Below are 18884 nucleotides of genomic sequence, written 5' to 3' on the forward strand. Positions count from 1 at the left end.
GTTAGTGGGTGTGTTCTTTTAAATCGGTTTATTAATGCTTTCCACATTTTTTACTGCAACTAGATCGCAGTTGCGATATCTAAAGTAATCCGAAACCTATCGATAACCCCCCAACTAAAAAGATTTAATGTAGTAAATTTACAACCGGAAAAGCTCGTTAGGATTCATATTTGCAGACTTATCTTGCAAAACTATGCAGGCTTATATTGCAATTTTACTCGTAACTTATTGAAATTGGTTTTTTGTTATGCAGACTTATGTTGCAGGCAACACAATTTGTTGTTTGCCTTATACGTCACCGTCACGCACCTAACACAATATACTTATCTCTCTATTTTTACAGCCGTCCTTCATGGCTTGTATTAGTGCTTTTCTCCATCATAACCTCTGTAACCCTATTATACGACTTCTCTTGGGAGTTAAAAATTATCTTATGTTCACCATACGCTTTTTCTATGTTCATTAGGGACATCGAGCAAGTTCTGCCCTCAGCTTATTGCGCAATATAGCCAATAAGTGACACTGAAAGTGATTTCCTGTTATCAGTTTGACCTATTTACACCAGAGCAACGCCAGAGATTTTTCAATGCGAGATATATCCTAACACCACAAATGGATAGGATGAGGTACGGATTATCTGGTGAAGTCATTGAATGCCAAAAGCGTAACTTGCCCTCGGAGCAATTGCCCTTGGCGCTATCCAGATCTCTGCAGAGTAATAATTACAGGAGTAGTACATGTCTATAGATAAAGTGAAACAGCAACCGGTGAATGACTCGATCTTCAAGCCGTCAACTAAAGGGGGCTTTAACTGGTCATTGATTTTGGGCGCTGCTTTCTTGATGGCAACTTCTGCAGTTGGTCCTGGATTCCTTACTCAAACCACCGTCTTTACTCAAACACTTGGCGCTAGTTTTGCTTTTGTTATCTTGGTATCGATCTTTCTTGATATCGGCGCTCAACTGAACATATGGCGGGTTATTGTAGTCTCGAAAAAGCGTGCTCAAGACATTGCAAATGAACTGTTACCAGGTTTAGGTTTTGTTATCGCAGGTACTGTTGCCTTGGGGGGGCTGGCATTTAACATAGGTAACTTCGGCGGTGCAGGTATGGGGATGAACGTCTTATTTCCGGTGATCTCGCCAGTAGCAGGAGCAGCAATTAGTGCAGTGATTGCGATCAGTCTCTTTCTATTAAAAGATGCTTCGAAAGAGATGGACCGATTTGCCATAGTGATGGGTGCTTCACTGATGGTAATGATATTATATGTTTTGCTTTCCACCTCACCCCCAATTGGTGAGGCGCTGTATCGTTCTGTTTGGCCAGAGAAGCTCAATGTATTGGCTATTGTTACTTTGGTTGGTGGTACTGTTGGTGGTTACATCACATTTGCGGGCGCACACCGATTGATAGATGCTGGCGTGGCAGGGCAAGAAGCGTTGCCACAGGTCAACAGCGGCTCAATTTCAGCAATAAGCTTGGCATCTGTCGTTCGGGTGGTACTGTTTCTTGCTGCACTTGGGGTCATAAGTACAGGTGCGATCCTTGACCCTGAAAACCCAACAGCATCAATGTTTCAGTATGCTGCAGGCAACATCGGCTACAAGTTGTTTGGTTTAGTACTTTGGACTGCCGCTATAACCTCAGTGATCGGAGCGGCATATACCTCAGTATCATTTTTGAAAACCCTTCACCCTTTTATTGATCGCAACACTCGAGGTTTCATTATTGGCTTTATATTAGCGTCGAGTCTTATATTTTGCTTTATTGGTAAGCCAGTGACTTTATTGATTGTAGCGGGTGCGTTGAATGGTTTTATTCTTCCTGCCACATTAAGCATTATGCTGATTGCTGCCCGTAAATCGGCTATTGTCGGAGACTATAAACACCCAGTCTGGATGTCGGTGTTTGGCTGGTTGATTACCATAATGATGGCAGCCATGAGTCTGTATACCTTGTTTATCATGAGCTTTGGCTAAGTCTAATCACAGTGAGTAAAAGCCCCACAGGCCTTAATGTAGGATATTAAATTAATATTGGTAGAACAGTATCTTATAGATAGTGTATGTATTTTCGGGTAACTTTATAAAGACAATGCTGGCTATCAACGTGAGGGTGTGATGCGGCAATCAGGCTTTGGCAATGGTGAGTTTGTCGATAAAGTACTAATGTCAGTTCTATCAAATGAGTGGAAAGGTATATAAAAGGTTTTTAAAATCTCAACACACTTTGTTCTCGTTTAATGGGTTGCCATAGAGAATATTGACAGTTAGGATTTTGATCTTTCAACTAAACAGAATGAATGCTGATGCTTAGATCGACGCTTACTGCCTTATCAATATTATTAGTCAACGGATGTTCCACCCATACTTTTACGCAAGACGAGCAGATATCGATAGATGATAATGTGTATGCGGGAGAAGTACTGAGAAAACAAGCTACTCCTGTTTCTCCTCAAGACAAGGACACTCAAGAACTCGTCAACCTCTTGATGAATAAAGCGAGTACAGGAACAAACGCGGTTGGATTAGCCGCGCCTCAGTTGGGGATCAATAAAGCCGCTTTTGTTTACCGTGTGCCTGAGATTGTTGATGGTAAACCGCAATTCCCAGAGGCTTGGGAAGTGGCTTTAAACCCAAGTTATACCCCGATAAGCAAAGAAACCACGCCCATGGCGGAAGGGTGCTTTTCTGTTCCTCATTTTTACAGTAAAGCGGTGCCAAGATATCAACAAATTCACTTTCGTTATCAAACCTTAAACGGTCAGTGGCAAGAAGAGGAAGTTGATGGCTATAAAGCTCAAATTTTGCAGCATGAAACCGATCACCTCAACGGCATACTATATATTGATAAGCTAAAGAACAAAGGGGATTTATCGACAATTAAAGAGCTAACTGATGGCTTAGAATAAACCCAAGGACGAATGAATCATGCCCTGGGGCAAAGCTTATCTTAGTGCTAAGGTTTGTAATTGCTCCAAGCATTCTTTGTCTAATAGCGGGTGAGAAGTAATGCCATTAATCAGTACAACACTAATGGTAGCCTCTTTGTTCAAGAGAAATGGATTAACTTACAAACCAATGATACTGATCTAACGAGAGTTCAAGCGGCTTGTCAGGCTCATGGCAGTAATTATCATGTACCAACTACAGGTCAGATAAATTCTTTTAAACGTGAGTTTTGGAGGGCCCAATATGACACAGCTTACCATGATCAGCTACGCCAATTTTTTATGGACACTTTATTAGCCGAGCAAGTTGGATATAGCAGTCATAATAAGTTCGCTACGCCTTATTTTCTTTCTAGAAGTGGTACTCTTCCGTATAAAACTAGTATCGAGCTTCACTACCGTGTTGCCCGCGTCAATTCAACTCCTTTAGAGTATATACCTCAAGAATATCCATTTACTTTCACTCCTGATAGTTCAGCCCTAGATATAATTAATGATATTAACAGGAGGAGTCACGAGTATGGGAAAGAAAAATGGGAAAAGAGCAACGGGAATTAGAAAAAGAGATCAATGAGAACAAAGATCCGGTCCTAAATATGTGTGTTCGTATTGATGCTTAGTTGATTGATTTGGAGTCTACTTTGGTAAGTATTAAGGCTATTAGGGCAGGTTATGTACTAATGGCCTTGGTATTGATGAGACAATACCCTCCTACTTAGAACGCGACGCTTTGTGCAAAAACTCGTATTGTTCAGATATTTTTGTCTTTTCTATTAGAAAACCCAGACATTACTGTCTGGTTGTGATTCATACATTTTCTTAATGATTTTACTTGGTTATACTATTGACTGCTTGGCTGTTTATGTTTATTAACTATCGACAGGATAAATTTAACAAAAGGAAACACTAAGTTTGCCAGTATCAATCCCCTCTGTTGACCAACCGGATAGTGTCAGGCGTATGTCGAGTGACGACTTAAAAGAATCCCCGCAATTTCAGGTTAAGACTGTACGCAATGTGACCGACAAGCAGTCTTTATTTTATCCCCCTGTGGAGAAGCCAAACAGAGAACAATCTAAACCTCTCATCAAGGCTTATGGTGTTCTCAAGTCTATCGAGACGAATGCGGCCTTTTTAGCTGATTTGGTCAGCAAGGTAGCAAGTAAAACAGGTATAGTTAAAAGGCATTTGATCCCAATCCAAGCTGTTGCTAGAAAGACTCAACAGATCATTGCTTTTCGTCCCGTAGATCGTATGTCAACCGGGCTTATTGAAGAAGGCTATCCAACCAAAGGGTATGCAATTAAAGGTAAATCTTCCAATCATGGTCCTCAAGCAGGGCTTATCTGTGTAGATCAGAGGTTGAGTAAACTGCATGTTACTCTGCGAGATGACGATGATATGCGTCAAAATCAGGTAACCACATACAATGAGAATGTACAGGAGTGTATAAAAAGCGGTGATGCCATTTCTGTGAACTTAACCCTTTCTCAAAAACGCTTTGAGTGGTTGGAAAATAATGGGGTGTTCAGTGTTGAAAAAGATCATAAGCAAAGTGGTGTGCTAAAACTACTTTCTGAGCGCCTTGAATACAGAGCAGAGAAAAAGGGTGATCATTTTGAGATCTCATACGAAGAGGAGCCTCTTAAAGTTCTTGCTGATCCTGTCTCTGGATTGCCCCTAACCGCCGATTATGACCTCATGTTTATTGCGCCAAAAGTTGAAGATCTTGATTTGGCGACAGAAGACAATTTACCAGTTAAACGGGTACACTTTTCTGATGTATCCACCATGTATAAAGCTAGGTTTAAAGAAAAAGAGGGTGAAGACTTTACTCCTAAACAGTTTTTTGCCAAAGAGGGAGAAACCAAAGGTAGCTTTGGTCAAGCAATAGGTAATGCCACGCCAAGGGTTGCCAAAATGATCGATATTCTCAATGCGGCAACCGTTGGTAAGAAGGGGAATCCCGTTGTGCATCACAGCACTGATTCAGCAAATCCCTATACGGATACGGAGTCTAATTATCCACTGACTGTATTTATGCCGGAGGGATTTTCTGATTACAGCCCTATCCATATAATAAAAAGTGCCGATGAGTTTGCCAAGTTCGTCAAACAGGCAAAAACTCACGGTTTTGCTGTGCCTAATAATCCGAGATGGGAGCGTAAAGTTTCCCAAGCGAGAAGTGAAAACTTCGAACAGGCTGCGCAAACTATTAGTCAACTTATGCAAATACGAAAGGCTAGCCTTGACTGATGCTTCACAGTGGTCAAATGAGCCAAAAGTTAAGCCGATACTATGTAACCCTAGCGACTTTCGTTTCCGTACAAGCTATATTGATATAAAGGTTGATATTATGTAGGGAACAAAATGAGAACAAGGATTCTGGGGCTGCTGTTCTGCGCGATGATTGCACCTAACTATGTGTTTGCTCAAGCCAGTGATTCGATCAAAGTGGCGGTGGGAGATATATACAAAGGCTCTACACTAGAACGCGATTTGAAAATTATTTATAAAGCTGCAGATATTGACGTCGAGTTTATATATTTGCCTAATGAGAGGGCGATTCAGACTGCGGTATCAGGTCAATATGATGCGCTTGATCTTCGTATCGATACACTGGATGAAGAAGAAACACTGATACGAATTGATGTGCCTATTGTCGTGATGGATGTCTATTTACTGTCTATTAATGATGATTTTTATAAGGGCTTGGATGATGTCAACGATAAAACATTAGTCTCGATCTTAGGAGCCCGTTACTCAAATATTGCAAAAGTTTATAAGAAACGTCATTTGGTCAAATCTGAAAAGCAAGCGGCCTTGATGCTGACGACAGGAAGGGCGGACCTATGGTTAGCACCCCACAGAACTTATCTAAAAGCAAAAGAAGAATTCCCTAATATTAAGATCGCGAGTCCGTCAGTATATAAACAATATTTATATCATTATGTGCATGTTTCTAAGTCACATCTTGTCGAGCCGCTTGAAATGTCGGTAAAAGCATTTAACCAGACGAGATCGATCAATTAAGATCAACGATGCATTAAAGCTTTTGATATGAGCAGAATTTGGCCAGTAGCTATACTTGCTATTATCAGTTTTGACCCATGGATGTAATGATGAGAATCTTAGTTGTTTTATTTGTCATTAATGTGTTGTTTCCAATAAATAATGCCTTTGCTCAAGACATAGAGGTTATCAATATTGCGATTGGAGAGAGCTATAAAGAGGAGAATAAAACGACAAAGTATGGCATGACGGTGGAAGGTGTCATTACTTCTGTGTACAAGGGGGCGGGCATTCCCTACACAGTGACTTACCTACCTGACGAAAGAGCAATCCAATCGATAATAACGGGTCAATATGATGCTTTGGACTTACGAATTGGTCAGTTAGATAATGAAGCGGGCTTGGTAAAGGTTAATGTTCCGCTAGAGCAAATCAAAGTACACTTATTTGCCATAGATGGAAGTTATTACCAAACACTAGATGATGCCAAAGATAAGATAATCGTGACTATGCATGGCACCAGGTATATTGAAGCCCTCAAGGGTTATAGAAGTTTACATCGAGTGTATTCTGTTGACCAAGCCGCTCTTATGCTCATGGCTGGTAGGGCTGACGTCTGGCTAGCTCCTTTGCAAAGTTATGCGTTTCTTTCACAGCAATATCCTGACATCAAAATTGCCAGCCCTCCGGTAGATACAGAAGATTTATATCATTATATTCGTTTGACCAAATCACACCTCTTACAGCCACTAGAAGACTCAGCACGAGAATTTGTGCGCCTTCACTCAGAGCAAACTGAGTAAAGGCATAAACAGATTACCGGTTTTCCAACTGATCAATATCTCTCTTGACCCAGCCCCCTATCCGTCATGACGTAGCTTCGTGTAATGCCACAGTCATGTGCGAAGCTGTCATCGTGGGTCACCAACACAAAGCCAGTTTTGTACCTTCTCAGAGCTCTGGCCAACTCGGTTTTTGAGTCTAAATCCAAATGATTATCTGGCTCATCCAATAATAAAACCGGATGGTTGGTTTGATGACTAACGATTAACATGGCAAGTTTGATGGTTTCACCTCCGCTCAATAAAGATGAAGGTTTAAACACATTGTCGCCTCGAAAACCGATACCGGCTAGCAATGTTCTCACTTCACTAGTAGGAACATTTTGTGCGTGTGAGCAGAAGTTATCTAAAGCTGATAGAGTTGGATCAATGATGGTTAAGTTCTGGTCCAAATAGCAAAAGTGACCCTTAGTGTTAATGTCACCCTCACGCAGAGGTAGTTTGCCTAGTAATGTCTTTAATAGAGTGGATTTTCCGCATCCATTTGGACCTTGTATATGTACTTTTTCACCATAGAAAAGCTGCAAGTTTAAACGAATATTGTTGCCAAATTTGAGTTGACCATTTAGATAAGAATGACGAGCCGTTGTCGTGTAGCTGTTATCTTGGATATTGAACCTTTGGCTTTTCCACTTATCTTGTTTCGCTGTGAGTAGCATCTCTTGTTGGCATAGTCGTGCACTTCTGGCGTGTGCTAACTTGCTTCGATTCGATGCACTATTTTCAGCACTTTCTTTCATGCCATTGAGTAACATTTTGGCTTGGCTACCACTTTTACGTAGCTTGTTACCCTTGGTTGCGCGTTGCTGTGCTTTTTCGAGGTTACGTTGAGTCTGAATATCAAGATGTTTCTTTTCTTTTTTGATATTGACTAACTGTCTTTCAATAGCGAGTTGCTCGCTCTGTTTTTTGGCGGTATAAAACTGGTAATTACCACCGTATATTTCTAACCCTGTACTTGAAAGCTCCCATATCTCATCTACTGTATTGAGTAGTTTTCTATCATGGCTAATGAGTAATATGGCGCCTGAAAACGTTTCCATTGTGTTGATAAGCCATTGTTTAGATAAACTGTCCATATGGTTTGATGGTTCATCGAGAATAAGTAAGTCACTTTGTTGCTTGAACAGTTTCCAAAGCGCCAGACGTGCAAATTGTCCGCCGCTAAGCTGACGGCAAGGAAATAAAAGATCATGTGGTATTCTCAGGTTAATCAGTTCTTTCTCTAGGCGAGATTCCACATCCCAGTCTTGGCCAATCAAATCAAACCACTTTTGTGAGCAGCTACCCATTCGAATATGGTCGAGTGCTTCCAATATATGATGCATATTGAGGTACTCGGCGATAGAAACATCTTCCTCTGGCAAAACGGATGATTGCTGGTGGAAAATCGCTGTGTTCGATGGCGCCACGAGGTCGCCACTTGAAGGAGCGACTCCTCCAGATATGATAGAAGCGAGGATTGACTTTCCTATTCCATTGCGTCCAACGAGGCCTACTCGTTGTTTGTCCATGGTACATGAAAGGTTCTTAAATAGGTTGTCGCCATTAGCGAATGTATAACTGAGATTATGAGAATGAAAAATGGTCAAAATTTGCCTCCTGTAAACAGGAAAAGCAGGCATCAAACACAGGTTAGATACTTATAAACCGCAACCTATCTCGCTACTAAACGTTAGTTTTGTAGCTGAAGCTCAAGATAAAAAATGAGAAATGTATAGCTGAACGACGCCTACTAATTCCTGTAGATCCAATAAGTAAGGTGAAATGGATAACAGGCTTAGTTGTTCATTGGCGTGGTTCTCTCTTGGAATGATGGCGCAATTGTAGCCATCTAATTAACCTAAGGTCAATAGCGGCCGTCTTACTTTGTCCACTTTGTTAGGCAACAGTCTCTAACTACGACTAAACTCATAGTTCAGATCACTGCAATTTATATGAGGGAGCGATGAGTAAGCAATGCAATGATTCTGATGAGTTAATGCCTATTATTGAGGATGTGTCTGAGCAAGGCTCGGACGTCACACAAGCTCGTTACTGGCAGGTGCTGATCGTAGATGATGATGAAGAAGTGCATCATGCGACAGAGTTGGCCTTGAAAGATCTGATCGTTGAAGATCGTCCTCTTAACCTCCTCCATGCTTATTCTGCTCAACAAGCCAAGGCTGTCCTGATTGCTGAAGACAATATTAGTGTTATTTTACTTGATGTAGTGATGGAAACCGAGTTAGCTGGATTAGAGCTGGTTGAAGTGATACGTGAAGAACTCAATATGCATGCTTTACGTATCATATTACGTACAGGTCAGCCAGGTTATGCTCCTGAAATGGAAACAATCCAACGCTATGACATCAATGATTATCGTACCAAGCCAGAGCTTACTCGTATTCGACTGTTTACTATCTTAACCAGTGCCATTAGAGCCTATAACCAAATTCGCAGCCAGCAACTCATGCGTCAAGGGTTAGAAAAAGTCGTGAAGGCGAGTACGGAACTCGCTCATTTCTACGGAATGCAAATGTTTGCTGAAGGAGCCGTTAAGCAAATTAGTGCGCTCATGCAAATCGAGCCTGATGGTTTGATTTGCGCACAAGAAAGTCAAGGTGAGAAGTTGGCAGGTCCGGTGATTATCGCCGCCTCGGGGCGATACAGTAGCTTGGTGCAAACCTCTTTGGAAACGCTTGATTCTGAGCCGATTAGAAACTCCATCATGCAATGTTTAGACAGTAAACAAAGTTTGTTGGAGCAAGGACTAACTTTGTATTTTTCTACCGAACGTGGCCGAGGAATGGCGGCTTATGTGGACGTTAGTCGACCGTTAGAATACATAGATAAACATTTACTTGAGGTCTTTTGTGCGAATTTGTCTATTGGGTTCGATAATGTCATTTTGTATAATCTTTTGGAAGAGCAAGCCTTTAAAGATCCCCTTCTTGATATTGCAAATCTCAACAGTTTACGTAGGTACCGCTACACCGCGATATCAGGTAATGACTACGCTAGACTTGCATTGATTGACATCGACGACTTTTCTTCCTTTAACGATAGCTTCGGTCATTCGGCCGGTGATGGTTTGTTAGTAAGAGTCTCTTCTCGTTTACAGAAACATTTCCCATATTGCTTCTTAGCTCGAGTTGGCAGCGATGTGTTTGCATTGCTTGGCTCTCAGCAGGATATAGTCACTGACCGCATCCTTTCTTTGTTTGATTCAAGCTTTGTGGTGGATGAACAACCTTTCAAGATCACTGCAAGTGTTGGTTTTGTTGATCTTAAGGATCAGGAGTTTGATTCGTCTGAGCATTACAAAGATGCTCAAGTTGCCTTGAAGCAAGCTAAGTTATATTGCCGAGGCGGCGCGGTAAGCTTTTCTGCTGATATGGGACAAGATGCGCGCGATCGAATGCATTTACTCGCAGAGCTAAAGCAAGCGCTCAATGACAATGCTTTGTTTATGACGTTTCAGCCCAAGTTTAAGTTGTCTACCATGGAGCTTTCAGGTGTAGAGGCTCTATTGCGTTGGCGCAATAAAGAGGGCGTACTGGTTCCTCCTGATCAATTCATCCCTTTAGCTGAGCAATCAGGATTAATGGTTAGTATTGGGGCATTTGTTATCGAACACTGTTGTATGCAGTTTCAGATGTTAAAGCAGGCGGGTTACACAAAATTAACCATGGCAATTAATGTGTCACCGACTCAGTTGGAAGGCCCTGGTTTTGTTCAACAACTGCGTAAGGCAATGAAGCAATACAACATAGCTCCCGAAACACTCGAGCTTGAAGTGACGGAAACTGTGGCTGCCAAAAATATTTCTGAATTATGTAAAGTGTTAGACAAAGTTCGCCAATTGGGATGCAAAATTGCCATAGACGATTTTGGTACAGGCTTTTCCTCATTGAGCGTACTGCACACCTTGCCAGCAACGCGATTAAAAATAGACCGAGCTTTTGTTGACCCCATGCTAGAAGATGACAGCATTGCGAAAATGATCGTCAATTTGGGCCAAACTTTAGGTATGGAATTAACCGCTGAGGGAATAGAGACAGAGGAGCAACTTGAGAAGTTAAAGGCATTTGGTTGTGAGGAAGGACAAGGGTGGCTATTTGCCAAAGCAATGATATTGGAGGATTTGCTTAATTTTTCTCATAAGCGCACCAAGAAAAATTAACCATTGGGCAGCAAGATGAAGGACTTGGACCAGAATACGGATCAAATGAGTGCCGATGCACTGATTAGTCGTCACAAGTTTATGTTTTATGGTGTGCTGTTACTCATTGTTCTCCTTACTCTAGGCGATTCATTTTATTTGAGTAAAGAGGTGCGTGTTCAGGAAGTTAGTAAGCTTGAACATAAAGCGCTTGAAGTATTAATTGCCCTCAATAAAACCTTATCTGTGTCGTTCGATCATGTAGACAAGATGCGAAATGCAGTCGAAGGTGCGTATCGGTATCCGGAATTGAGTCCCAGTCGGTCAGCCCTCACCTTTCTTGAAAAGAACACAATAGGATCGGCAAAAAACGCACCATGGGAAAATTTACCCGAAGAGGTAAGGCAAGAACTGGGGCAACTTTATGTAAGGTCAAATATTGGTGACTATTCGTTTGATCTACGCACTATTTTAATGGCTGTGCCCGAAATTGTTTCTACTCATTCTCAACACAAGGATTTTCAGTGGAGCTATTACTATGATGATGAGCAAGCTCTTACTTATCTCTACCCGTGGTTAAGCTACAAAGATCTACTCGTTGCGACTGATACGGACGATATGGATAAAGCGATAGACGTCATTTATCAAGCTGGTGGCACTTACCCTCTTGAGTTGGTCGGCCCCAGCAATAACTCTAAGAAAAAGAGCGTCTGGACCACGCCCTATTTGGATGCGGGGGGGAAGGGGATGATGGTCTCACTATTGGCCCCTGTCTACGATAAGGAGCGGTTTGTTGGAGCCGTTGGTACAGATATTACGCTAAAAGTGCTCGATCACATATTGGCTAAGCAGCCAATAGACGTTGGTCGCTTAGCCATCGTTGATAAGCAAGGCTTGGTGGTTGCTGATAGTGGAGGTGCACTTCTTAGTGCTAAGCAAGTGGTGAAGCAGGAGGGAGTACTCACCTTGGTTGCCATCACCGCTGCTCACAAAGGCGAACACGGTGTGCTCAATCAGACCGAAAACGGATATTGGAGCGCTTACGATCTGCCCAATACGCCCTGGAAGCTGGTTCTCGAAATCACGGAAGAAAAATTAAGCGATCATATTTTAACGATTGTCATGCCACATGTCCTTATGGCGACGATGTTTACGCTGCTCTTATTGATAGTGGTTTTATATCAGCACTGGCATTTCAGCCAACCCGCGATGCGCTTAGCGCACTTTATTGAGGGGTTACCTGAAAATCGCGACCTATCTATTCCTAAGATTCCGCAGCGTTGGTATTACTGGTTTGAACATGCGGCTGCTACTGAGAAGGACCGGCGAGAAAACCTTGAAAAAACTCAGCAGCAAAACATAGATCTCGAGCACAGAGTCGATGAGCGTACACAAGAGCTGCAAAAGGCACTTGAAGTTTTGAAAGCGACTCAAGAGGAACTTGTACAGTCAGAAAAACTCTCAGGCCTTGGTTCATTGGTGGCAGGTATTGCCCATGAACTTAATACGCCAATTGGCAACGCCATTGTAGTAGCGAGCAGCTTAAAAGAGTTTAACAATACTTTTATCGAGTCAACGAAAGAGGGAATTAGACGTTCAACTCTCGATGCATATATTGATCAAAGTGCTCAATCAGCTGATAGCATTGAACGTAACTTAAGAAGAGCTGCAGAGTTAATTTCAAGCTTTAAGCAAGTTGCTGTTGATCAATCGAGTTACCAACGCCGTGAGTTCGAGCTGGATGAAGTTTTGCATGAATTAAGAGTGACTATGATGCCCAGCTTGTCTCGAAGCCGAGTGGTACTTACTGAGGAATGTCCACAAGCCATTCATATGGATAGTCACCCTGGGCCTCTGACGCAAATCTTGATGAATTTACTCTCCAATGCTTTAGTTCACGCTTTTACTGGTCATGAGCACCGCACTATCGAGATCAAAGGGCAGCAAATTGAAGATAAAGCGATTATTACTGTAACCGATAATGGCCAAGGTATTGCACCTGAGCATATTGGCAAAGTCTTCGATCCATTTTTTACTACACGTTTAGGGCAAGGTGGCTCAGGACTGGGCTTGAATATTGTTTACAACTTGGTGAATGACTTGCTGGGCGGAGATATCAAGGTTACTAGTGAGCTAGGGCAAGGGTGCTGTTTTACATTGACTTTACCTTTAGTGGCACCGGAGAATAAAACCTCTGAAGGCGCCGTTGAGTCTATGCGTGATGGAGGGTAGAGTCTTTAAAGAGCCTATTGTTGAATAGGCTCTTTGTCTTCTTAACTTAACTTTGCTCTGAGCTATATTGGGCGCGATTGGTTATGCGATACCAAAGTCTCTTATGGCTTGGTTGGCTATCTAGGCTGTCGCCCATAAGACGATAGTTTACAATTTCTCCAAGCTTAATTCGGTATAGGTAGTCTTCGACCTCGCGTTTAACCAGTGGAGCGAATAAGTACAGACCGAGGACGTTGGGTACTGCAATTAAAAATACCAAGGCATCGGAGAATTGAAGCACAGCATCTAGGTGAATCATGCTGCCCAGAGCGACAAAACTGCAGAACATAAGTTTAAATAAGAGTTTTGAGTGACGCTTCTCACCGAACAGATAAGTCCATCCTTTCAATCCATAGTATGACCAAGCAATGGTGGTGGAAAAAGCAAACAGCAGAGCCGCGATGGCTAGTGGGTAAGGGGCCCAAGTAATATGATGGGCGAAGACTGCTGAAGTAAGTTCAATACCGACAAGTTCACCATGAATAAGACCGGTAGGATAAGCCGTAGAGATGACAACCAAGGCGCTGAGAGTACAAATAAACACGGTGTCAATCAGTGGTTCGAACAAAGAAACCAGACCTTCAGAAGCAGGCTCATCAGTTTGTACGGCAGAGTGGGCAATGGATGATGAACCTATTCCGGCTTCATTAGAGAACACCGCCCGCTGGAATCCAACTATAATGGCGCCTATCGCACCACCCGTGGCACTTTCGAGGCTAAAAGCGTGCGAGAATATAAGTGATACAGCATTGGGTAGATGCTCTGCGCTCATGGTCAGAATCACACAGGCAGAAACCACATAGAGAATCGCCATGATAGGAACAAGCTTGGCGGTAACCTTGGCAATGGAACTAATACCGCCAAGAATGACCAAAGCGACCAATACAGCCATAATCACGCCAAATAGCCAGCCTTTATCAGCAAAGAAGCTTTGGCTTTCCCCTGTTACAACTAGAAGCTGAGCATAGGCTTGATTAGATTGGAACATATTGCCAATTCCCAAGCATCCAATAACCAGAGCGAGTGCATAAAAGCCGCCTAAACATTTACCCAACCTTGGGTAGTTGCGACTTTTTAAGTAGTGCTCAAGGTAATACATGGGACCACCGGAAATACTACCATCTGGATTCACTTTTCGATATTTAACACCCAAAGTGCATTCAACCAGCTTGGTCGACATGCTAAGAAAGCCAGCCATGATGAGCCAGAAAGTTGCGCCTGGTCCACCTATGGTAATCGCAACGGCAACACCACCGATATTACCAATCCCGACAGTCCCTGATATCGCGGTAGCAACGGCTTGAAAGTGAGAAATTTCTCCGGTCGCTTTTGGATTGGTGTAGTCACCTCGAATTAAGCGAAATGCCGTACCCAAACCGCGTAAATTGACAAAGTTTAAGTAAAAGGTGAAAAAAACAGCGGCCATGCTTAGCCATAGAACAATGATGGGTACGGAATAACCGAACAAGCTAATTTTGTAGAAAACAATCGAAGACAGTTGTTGTGCAATAGGAGAAATGAAGGAATTGACCTTTTGGTCGAAGTTAAGCGCTTGGTTTGGTTCTGTGGCGAAAGAGGGAAAAGATAAAGTGGATAGTATAAACCAAAGTAGCACCCGAAGGGGTGAATTAGGCGGATTTAGATGCATGGCATAAAGTCCTGCGTTATTAACTGCATAGGACTCATCATAGATAAAAGGTCGGATTACTCTTAGAGCCAGAAGTGTGTTAAAAATAGGGCCAATAAGTTAATAAATTGTTGATAATAATAACAAAATGAAGCATCTATTTTACATGAAGTTCGGCAAGGGTGCCAGTTTACAAACCCAAATTAAGAACATGATCAGTACGAGTATCCTCGATGGTCACATTCGTTCCGGCGAACCGCTCCCCTCATGTCGAGAACTGGCAAAAACGCTAGGTGTTTCCCGCAATACTGTGGTTCTAGCTTATGAAAAGCTGATTGAGGAAGGATATGTGATTGCCAAAGAGAGAAAGGGATTCTTTGTTCATTTTACCTATGACGAGAATCTAGTGGCAAGCCACTCTTCTTTACCGCCAAGAGAAGCGTGTGTTAATTGGGATAATAAACTAAAACTTGTACCGTCTCGGCAACGTCACTGGCATAAACCGGATGCTTGGAGGCAGTGTGAATACCCATTTATTTATGGGCAACCTGATCCTGAATTTTTTCCTGTTAGGGAGTGGCGGGAGTGTACACAGCGAGCAGCGCAGACTCTGCAAGCAAAAGAGTGGTTGCAAGACCGCATCGATGAAGATGATCCGTTATTAATTGATCAGCTTAGGACTCGCATTCTTGCGCGCCGAGGGGTTCGCTGTAACAAAAATGAGATCTTGCTTACAGTAGGTACTCAGCATTCACTTTACCTGTTGAGCCAATTGCTTGGAGGTCTTGGCACTTGCCTCGGAGTAGAGACTCCTGGTTATCCCGATGTCCGTCACATTTTTGATCTTAACCAAACAAAACTTCGTGAGTTGGACGTAGACAAAGAGGGGTTGGTTGTGAACCAAAATATTGATGATTGTGATTATGTATTTGTAACGCCTAGCCATCAATCACCCACCACAGTCACCATGCCGCTGGAGCGTCGCCTTAAGCTTTTACAGAAAGCTGTTGACCATGACTTTGTGCTCATTGAAGATGACTATGAGAGCGAGCTTAACTTCTATTCAACGCCAACCCCGGCACTAAAGAGTTTAGATAACGAAGGCAGAGTGATTTATGTCGGTAGTTTATCGAAAACACTAGCTCCGGGTTTGAGAGTGGGTTACTTGGTTGGACCAGAGCATCTAATACGGGAAGCACGTGCGTTGAGGCGATTAATGATGCGCCACACGCCGGCCAATAACCAACGCGCATTGGCGCTTTTCCTAGCCGGTGGTTACCACGATACCTTGGTACATAGACTGAAACTTAGATATGCTGAGCGTTATGAATTGCTGAAAACAGCATTGCAAGAGTTCATGCCAAGTGTTGAAATGGCACCATCCTTGGGTGGCAGTGCGATATGGCTTAGAGGGCCTCGAGGTTTAGATTGTGTCCGTTTACAAAAAGAAGCACTAAAACATGGTGTTTATATCGAGACTGGAATCCAACACTTCCATCAGCTTCCTAACGGTAAATATGAGGCAAGTCGATATTTCCGGTTAGGTTTTTCGCTGATTAAGACGGACCGCATCCAAGATGGGATCCGCCTATTATCTCATGCTATTGAGCAAGTGCTTTTGCCTACAAAGCTGGTGTGAGTAATTTCTCTTCGACTTCGGTCAGTGCCTTGTCGATTGCCTGTGCGATCAGATCTATTTCATATTGCTGAGTGACAAGCGCAGGGCTTAAACACAGGGTGTTATTAAGTGTCTGGAACGAGCGGTTCGTTCTGCCAATAATAACGCCATGTTTTAGGCAATGAGCTGCTACTGCAACGCTTACACTCTCGTCAACAGGCTGCTTGGTTGCTTTGTCTTGCACAAGCTCAAGGCCAACAAAGAGTCCTTTGCCACGCACATCGCCAACGATGGGATGCTTTTTCTTCAATTCAAGCATCTTTTCTTTCAGGTATTCGCCTTGTATACGTGCATTTTCAACCAAGTTCTCTCTTTCTATGATCTCTAGGTTAGCAAGTGCTGCGACAGGTCCTGCGGTACAGCCTCCAAACGTAGAGATGTCGCGGAAGAAATCCATACGATTGGTTGTATCTTGATCATGGATCAGTTGATAAACGCGTTCTGTTGTCACTGTGCATGAGATAGCGGCATAACCTGATGCCACACCTTTGGCCATAGTGACGATATCTGGTTGTATTCCGTAGTGTTGGTAACCAAACCACTTACCAGTTCGGCCAAGGCCACATACTACTTCATCGATATGTAATAGAACATCATACTGGCGACATATTTCTTGTACACGCTGCCAGTAGCCAGCTGGTGGCTCGATAACGCCGCCTCCTGCTGTTATAGGCTCAAGACAAATGGCACCAACCGTATCAGGCCCCTCTCTAAGTATTACTTTTTCAATTTCATTAGCTGCTTTAAGACCATAATCTTCCGTCTCGCCCCATTGAGAACGATACTCACAACAATGAGGGACACTGACAAATCCAGGAGTAAATGGACCGTATTGATCGCGTCTTTCTTCTTGACCTGTCGCGCTTAGGCAAGCGATGGTTGTGCCGTGGTAGTCACGTTCGCGATAAAGTATCTTGTGCTTTTTACCGCCATATTTTTTTGCAGCAATTTGTCTGACAAGCTTAAATGCTTTCTCGTTGGCTTCCGAACCCGAATTGGAGTAATAAACGCGGCTCAGTCCAGGCATTTTCTCAAGAAGCTTTTCTGCAAAGCGCGTAGCAGGCAGGTTGCCGGCTGTTTGAGCAAAGTAGTTCATCGTCACTAGTTGGTCTCTAACCGCATTGGCGATTTCTTCGCGGCCATAGCCAACATTGACACACCACACGCCCCCTGAGACTGCATCTAAGTATTGTTTACCGTGAACATCCCAGACATACATGCCTTGGCCTTTTTCGATCATCATAGGCGTAGCTTGGTGCGGCTTCATATGGTGCCAGACGTGTTCATTATTGCTGTCAACCAGTGATTGAATATCCATGTCGTTCATCATCAGCTCCTTAAGATTACTACTTTTTATAACGGCTTAACTCTGTTGCTCGATGAATGAACCATTAGATCCGGCTAACTCACCGCTTGCTTAGTTAAGGTGTTGTGTATGCAGATAAAGTTTACAGACCTATGAGATGAGGTTAATAGAGCCAGATTTAGACAGATTTTAAGTCCAGTACTGGTACCAAAAAAACTGGTTGTTGGCTCTACGAACAATGGTTTATGTCACCTACATTAATGGTTCTATTTATGACTGGGTAGTAAAACAAGCAATGGACGTTATTTCTCTGTCAACCACAACCTTAGCCTTATCTACCTTGGTGGTGGTTTTGGCTTCCGTGCTATCGAGCTTGACAGGGAGTGCAGGCGGTATTTTGATGTTCACTGGCATGAGTATATTCATTCCAGTGAGGCCACTAATTGCGATTCATGCATCCATTCAGATTGTGGGAAATGGAATTCGAGCTTGGCTACTGCGCCGTGAAGTCTCGGTCAAAATGTGTATACCATTTTGTTTTGGTGCTTTGATAGGTGCAGCATTAACGACTCGGTTGCTTGTGGAGCTAGTCAGTGATTTATTTGCTTTATATCTTTTACTCTTACTTATTGCCTATACATTGTTTAGACCTAAAAAATTGCCGATGTTGAAGATTAAGGATAAGAGTTTTTTTTGGGTAGGATTGGCAGCAGGTAGTTTAGGAATTATTGCAGGTGCGGTTGATCCCTTGCTCACGGCATTTTTCATGCGTGATGACTTATCAAAAGAGAGTATTGTTGCCAACAAGTCTATCATGCAGCTTTTTGTCCACTTGACTAAAATACCTGCGTTTCTATATCTGGGCTTTTCATTTTCCGATAATGCAGGTCTGATTATAATTTTTGCTGTGGCAGCTTTTTTAGCAACAAAGTTGGGAGTATTCTTGCTGACTAAAGTAAATACAGCCTTATTTTTACGTTTGATGTGGTGGGCACTGTTTATTTCTGGCGGGCAGTTAACCTATCAAATTATCACCTTACACCTTCAATAGAAT

Annotated in this window: 14 protein-coding genes; 11 read left to right on the top strand and 3 right to left on the bottom strand. The window is 42.8% G+C overall.

The window, feature by feature from the left end:
• Nucleotides 1-528: 528 nt before the first annotated feature.
• From DPF90_RS20580 to DPF90_RS02490, 7 genes are all read left to right on the top strand, one after another.
• Nucleotides 529-747: a hypothetical protein gene (locus DPF90_RS20580; RefSeq protein ID WP_420855709.1), complete on the top strand. Its 219-nt coding sequence runs from the start codon at nt 529-531 to the stop codon at nt 745-747.
• Complete coding sequence (locus DPF90_RS02460; protein ID WP_114784354.1) at nt 738-1979, top strand: NRAMP family divalent metal transporter; 1242 nt, start codon at nt 738-740, stop codon at nt 1977-1979. The genes DPF90_RS20580 and DPF90_RS02460 overlap by 10 nt, the downstream gene beginning before the upstream one ends.
• 329 nt (nt 1980-2308) lie before the next feature.
• The gene (locus DPF90_RS02470) at nt 2309-2911 is read left to right on the top strand and encodes a peptide deformylase (protein ID WP_162813977.1); all 603 of its coding nucleotides are present in this window, start codon (nt 2309-2311) and stop codon (nt 2909-2911) included.
• Nucleotides 2912-3001: 90 nt separating this feature from the next.
• Nucleotides 3002-3508 carry a hypothetical protein gene (locus tag DPF90_RS02475; RefSeq protein WP_114784358.1) on the top strand — a complete coding sequence of 169 codons (507 nt, stop codon included), beginning with the start codon at nt 3002-3004 and terminating at the stop codon, nt 3506-3508.
• Nucleotides 3509-3862: 354 nt separating this feature from the next.
• Complete coding sequence (locus tag DPF90_RS02480; protein ID WP_162813978.1) at nt 3863-5206, top strand: anthrax toxin-like adenylyl cyclase domain-containing protein; 1344 nt, start codon at nt 3863-3865, stop codon at nt 5204-5206.
• A 114-nt stretch (nt 5207-5320) separates the two neighbouring features.
• On the top strand, nt 5321-5983 hold the full coding sequence (locus DPF90_RS02485; RefSeq protein WP_162813979.1) for a type 2 periplasmic-binding domain-containing protein: 663 nt from the start codon (nt 5321-5323) through the stop codon (nt 5981-5983).
• A gap of 89 nt (nt 5984-6072) precedes the next feature.
• Nucleotides 6073-6765, top strand: a complete 693-nt coding sequence (locus DPF90_RS02490) for a substrate-binding periplasmic protein (protein ID WP_162813980.1) — start codon at nt 6073-6075, stop codon at nt 6763-6765.
• 32 nt (nt 6766-6797) lie between these two features.
• Here the strand turns inward: DPF90_RS02490 and DPF90_RS02495 are convergent, their stop codons facing one another.
• Nucleotides 6798-8396, bottom strand: coding sequence for an ATP-binding cassette domain-containing protein (locus DPF90_RS02495; protein ID WP_114784367.1), 1599 nt, complete (start codon nt 8394-8396; stop codon nt 6798-6800).
• 356 nt (nt 8397-8752) lie between these two features.
• Here DPF90_RS02495 and DPF90_RS02500 point away from each other — a divergent pair, with 356 nt between their 5' ends.
• Nucleotides 8753-10969: a putative bifunctional diguanylate cyclase/phosphodiesterase gene (locus DPF90_RS02500; protein WP_114784369.1), complete on the top strand. Its 2217-nt coding sequence runs from the start codon at nt 8753-8755 to the stop codon at nt 10967-10969.
• Between the two features lie 15 nt (nt 10970-10984).
• Nucleotides 10985-13180, top strand: a complete 2196-nt coding sequence (locus DPF90_RS02505) for an ATP-binding protein (protein ID WP_240314451.1) — start codon at nt 10985-10987, stop codon at nt 13178-13180.
• A gap of 46 nt (nt 13181-13226) precedes the next feature.
• On the opposite strand, the gene DPF90_RS02510 is transcribed toward DPF90_RS02505, so the two are convergent.
• Entirely contained in the window at nt 13227-14867 is a 1641-nt protein-coding gene (locus tag DPF90_RS02510) for an alanine/glycine:cation symporter family protein (protein WP_114784371.1), read from the bottom strand.
• Nucleotides 14868-15012: 145 nt separating this feature from the next.
• Between DPF90_RS02510 and pdxR the strand changes: the two genes are divergently transcribed.
• Complete coding sequence (pdxR, locus tag DPF90_RS02515) at nt 15013-16485, top strand: MocR-like pyridoxine biosynthesis transcription factor PdxR (protein WP_205395150.1); 1473 nt, start codon at nt 15013-15015, stop codon at nt 16483-16485.
• Here pdxR and DPF90_RS02520 read toward each other — a convergent pair.
• The gene (locus DPF90_RS02520; RefSeq protein ID WP_275895323.1) at nt 16469-17851 is read right to left on the bottom strand and encodes an aminotransferase family protein; all 1383 of its coding nucleotides are present in this window, start codon (nt 17849-17851) and stop codon (nt 16469-16471) included. The genes pdxR and DPF90_RS02520 overlap by 17 nt on opposite strands.
• A gap of 202 nt (nt 17852-18053) precedes the next feature.
• Here DPF90_RS02520 and DPF90_RS02525 point away from each other — a divergent pair, with 202 nt between their 5' ends.
• Complete coding sequence (locus DPF90_RS02525; protein ID WP_162813981.1) at nt 18054-18881, top strand: sulfite exporter TauE/SafE family protein; 828 nt, start codon at nt 18054-18056, stop codon at nt 18879-18881.
• Nucleotides 18882-18884: the final 3 nt, after the last annotated feature.

The sequence above is a fragment of the Vibrio tetraodonis genome, from assembly GCF_003350295.1.
In the GTDB taxonomy this organism is placed as follows: domain Bacteria; phylum Pseudomonadota; class Gammaproteobacteria; order Enterobacterales; family Vibrionaceae; genus Vibrio; species Vibrio tetraodonis.

Excerpts from the sequence above, each read along its gene's own strand:
- DPF90_RS02460 (WP_114784354.1), top strand. The coding sequence starts at position 738 with ATGTCTATAGATAAAGTGAAACAGCAACCGGTGAATGACTCGATCTTC.
- DPF90_RS02470 (WP_162813977.1), top strand. The coding sequence starts at position 2,309 with ATGCTTAGATCGACGCTTACTGCCTTATCAATATTATTAGTCAACGGA.
- DPF90_RS02485 (WP_162813979.1), top strand. The coding sequence starts at position 5,321 with ATGAGAACAAGGATTCTGGGGCTGCTGTTCTGCGCGATGATTGCACCT.
- DPF90_RS02490 (WP_162813980.1), top strand. The coding sequence starts at position 6,073 with ATGAGAATCTTAGTTGTTTTATTTGTCATTAATGTGTTGTTTCCAATA.
- DPF90_RS02500 (WP_114784369.1), top strand. The coding sequence starts at position 8,753 with ATGAGTAAGCAATGCAATGATTCTGATGAGTTAATGCCTATTATTGAG.
- DPF90_RS02505 (WP_240314451.1), top strand. The coding sequence starts at position 10,985 with ATGAAGGACTTGGACCAGAATACGGATCAAATGAGTGCCGATGCACTG.
- DPF90_RS02510 (WP_114784371.1), bottom strand. The coding sequence starts at position 14,867 with ATGCATCTAAATCCGCCTAATTCACCCCTTCGGGTGCTACTTTGGTTT.
- pdxR (WP_205395150.1), top strand. The coding sequence starts at position 15,013 with ATGAAGTTCGGCAAGGGTGCCAGTTTACAAACCCAAATTAAGAACATG.
- DPF90_RS02520 (WP_275895323.1), bottom strand. The coding sequence starts at position 17,851 with ATGAACGACATGGATATTCAATCACTGGTTGACAGCAATAATGAACAC.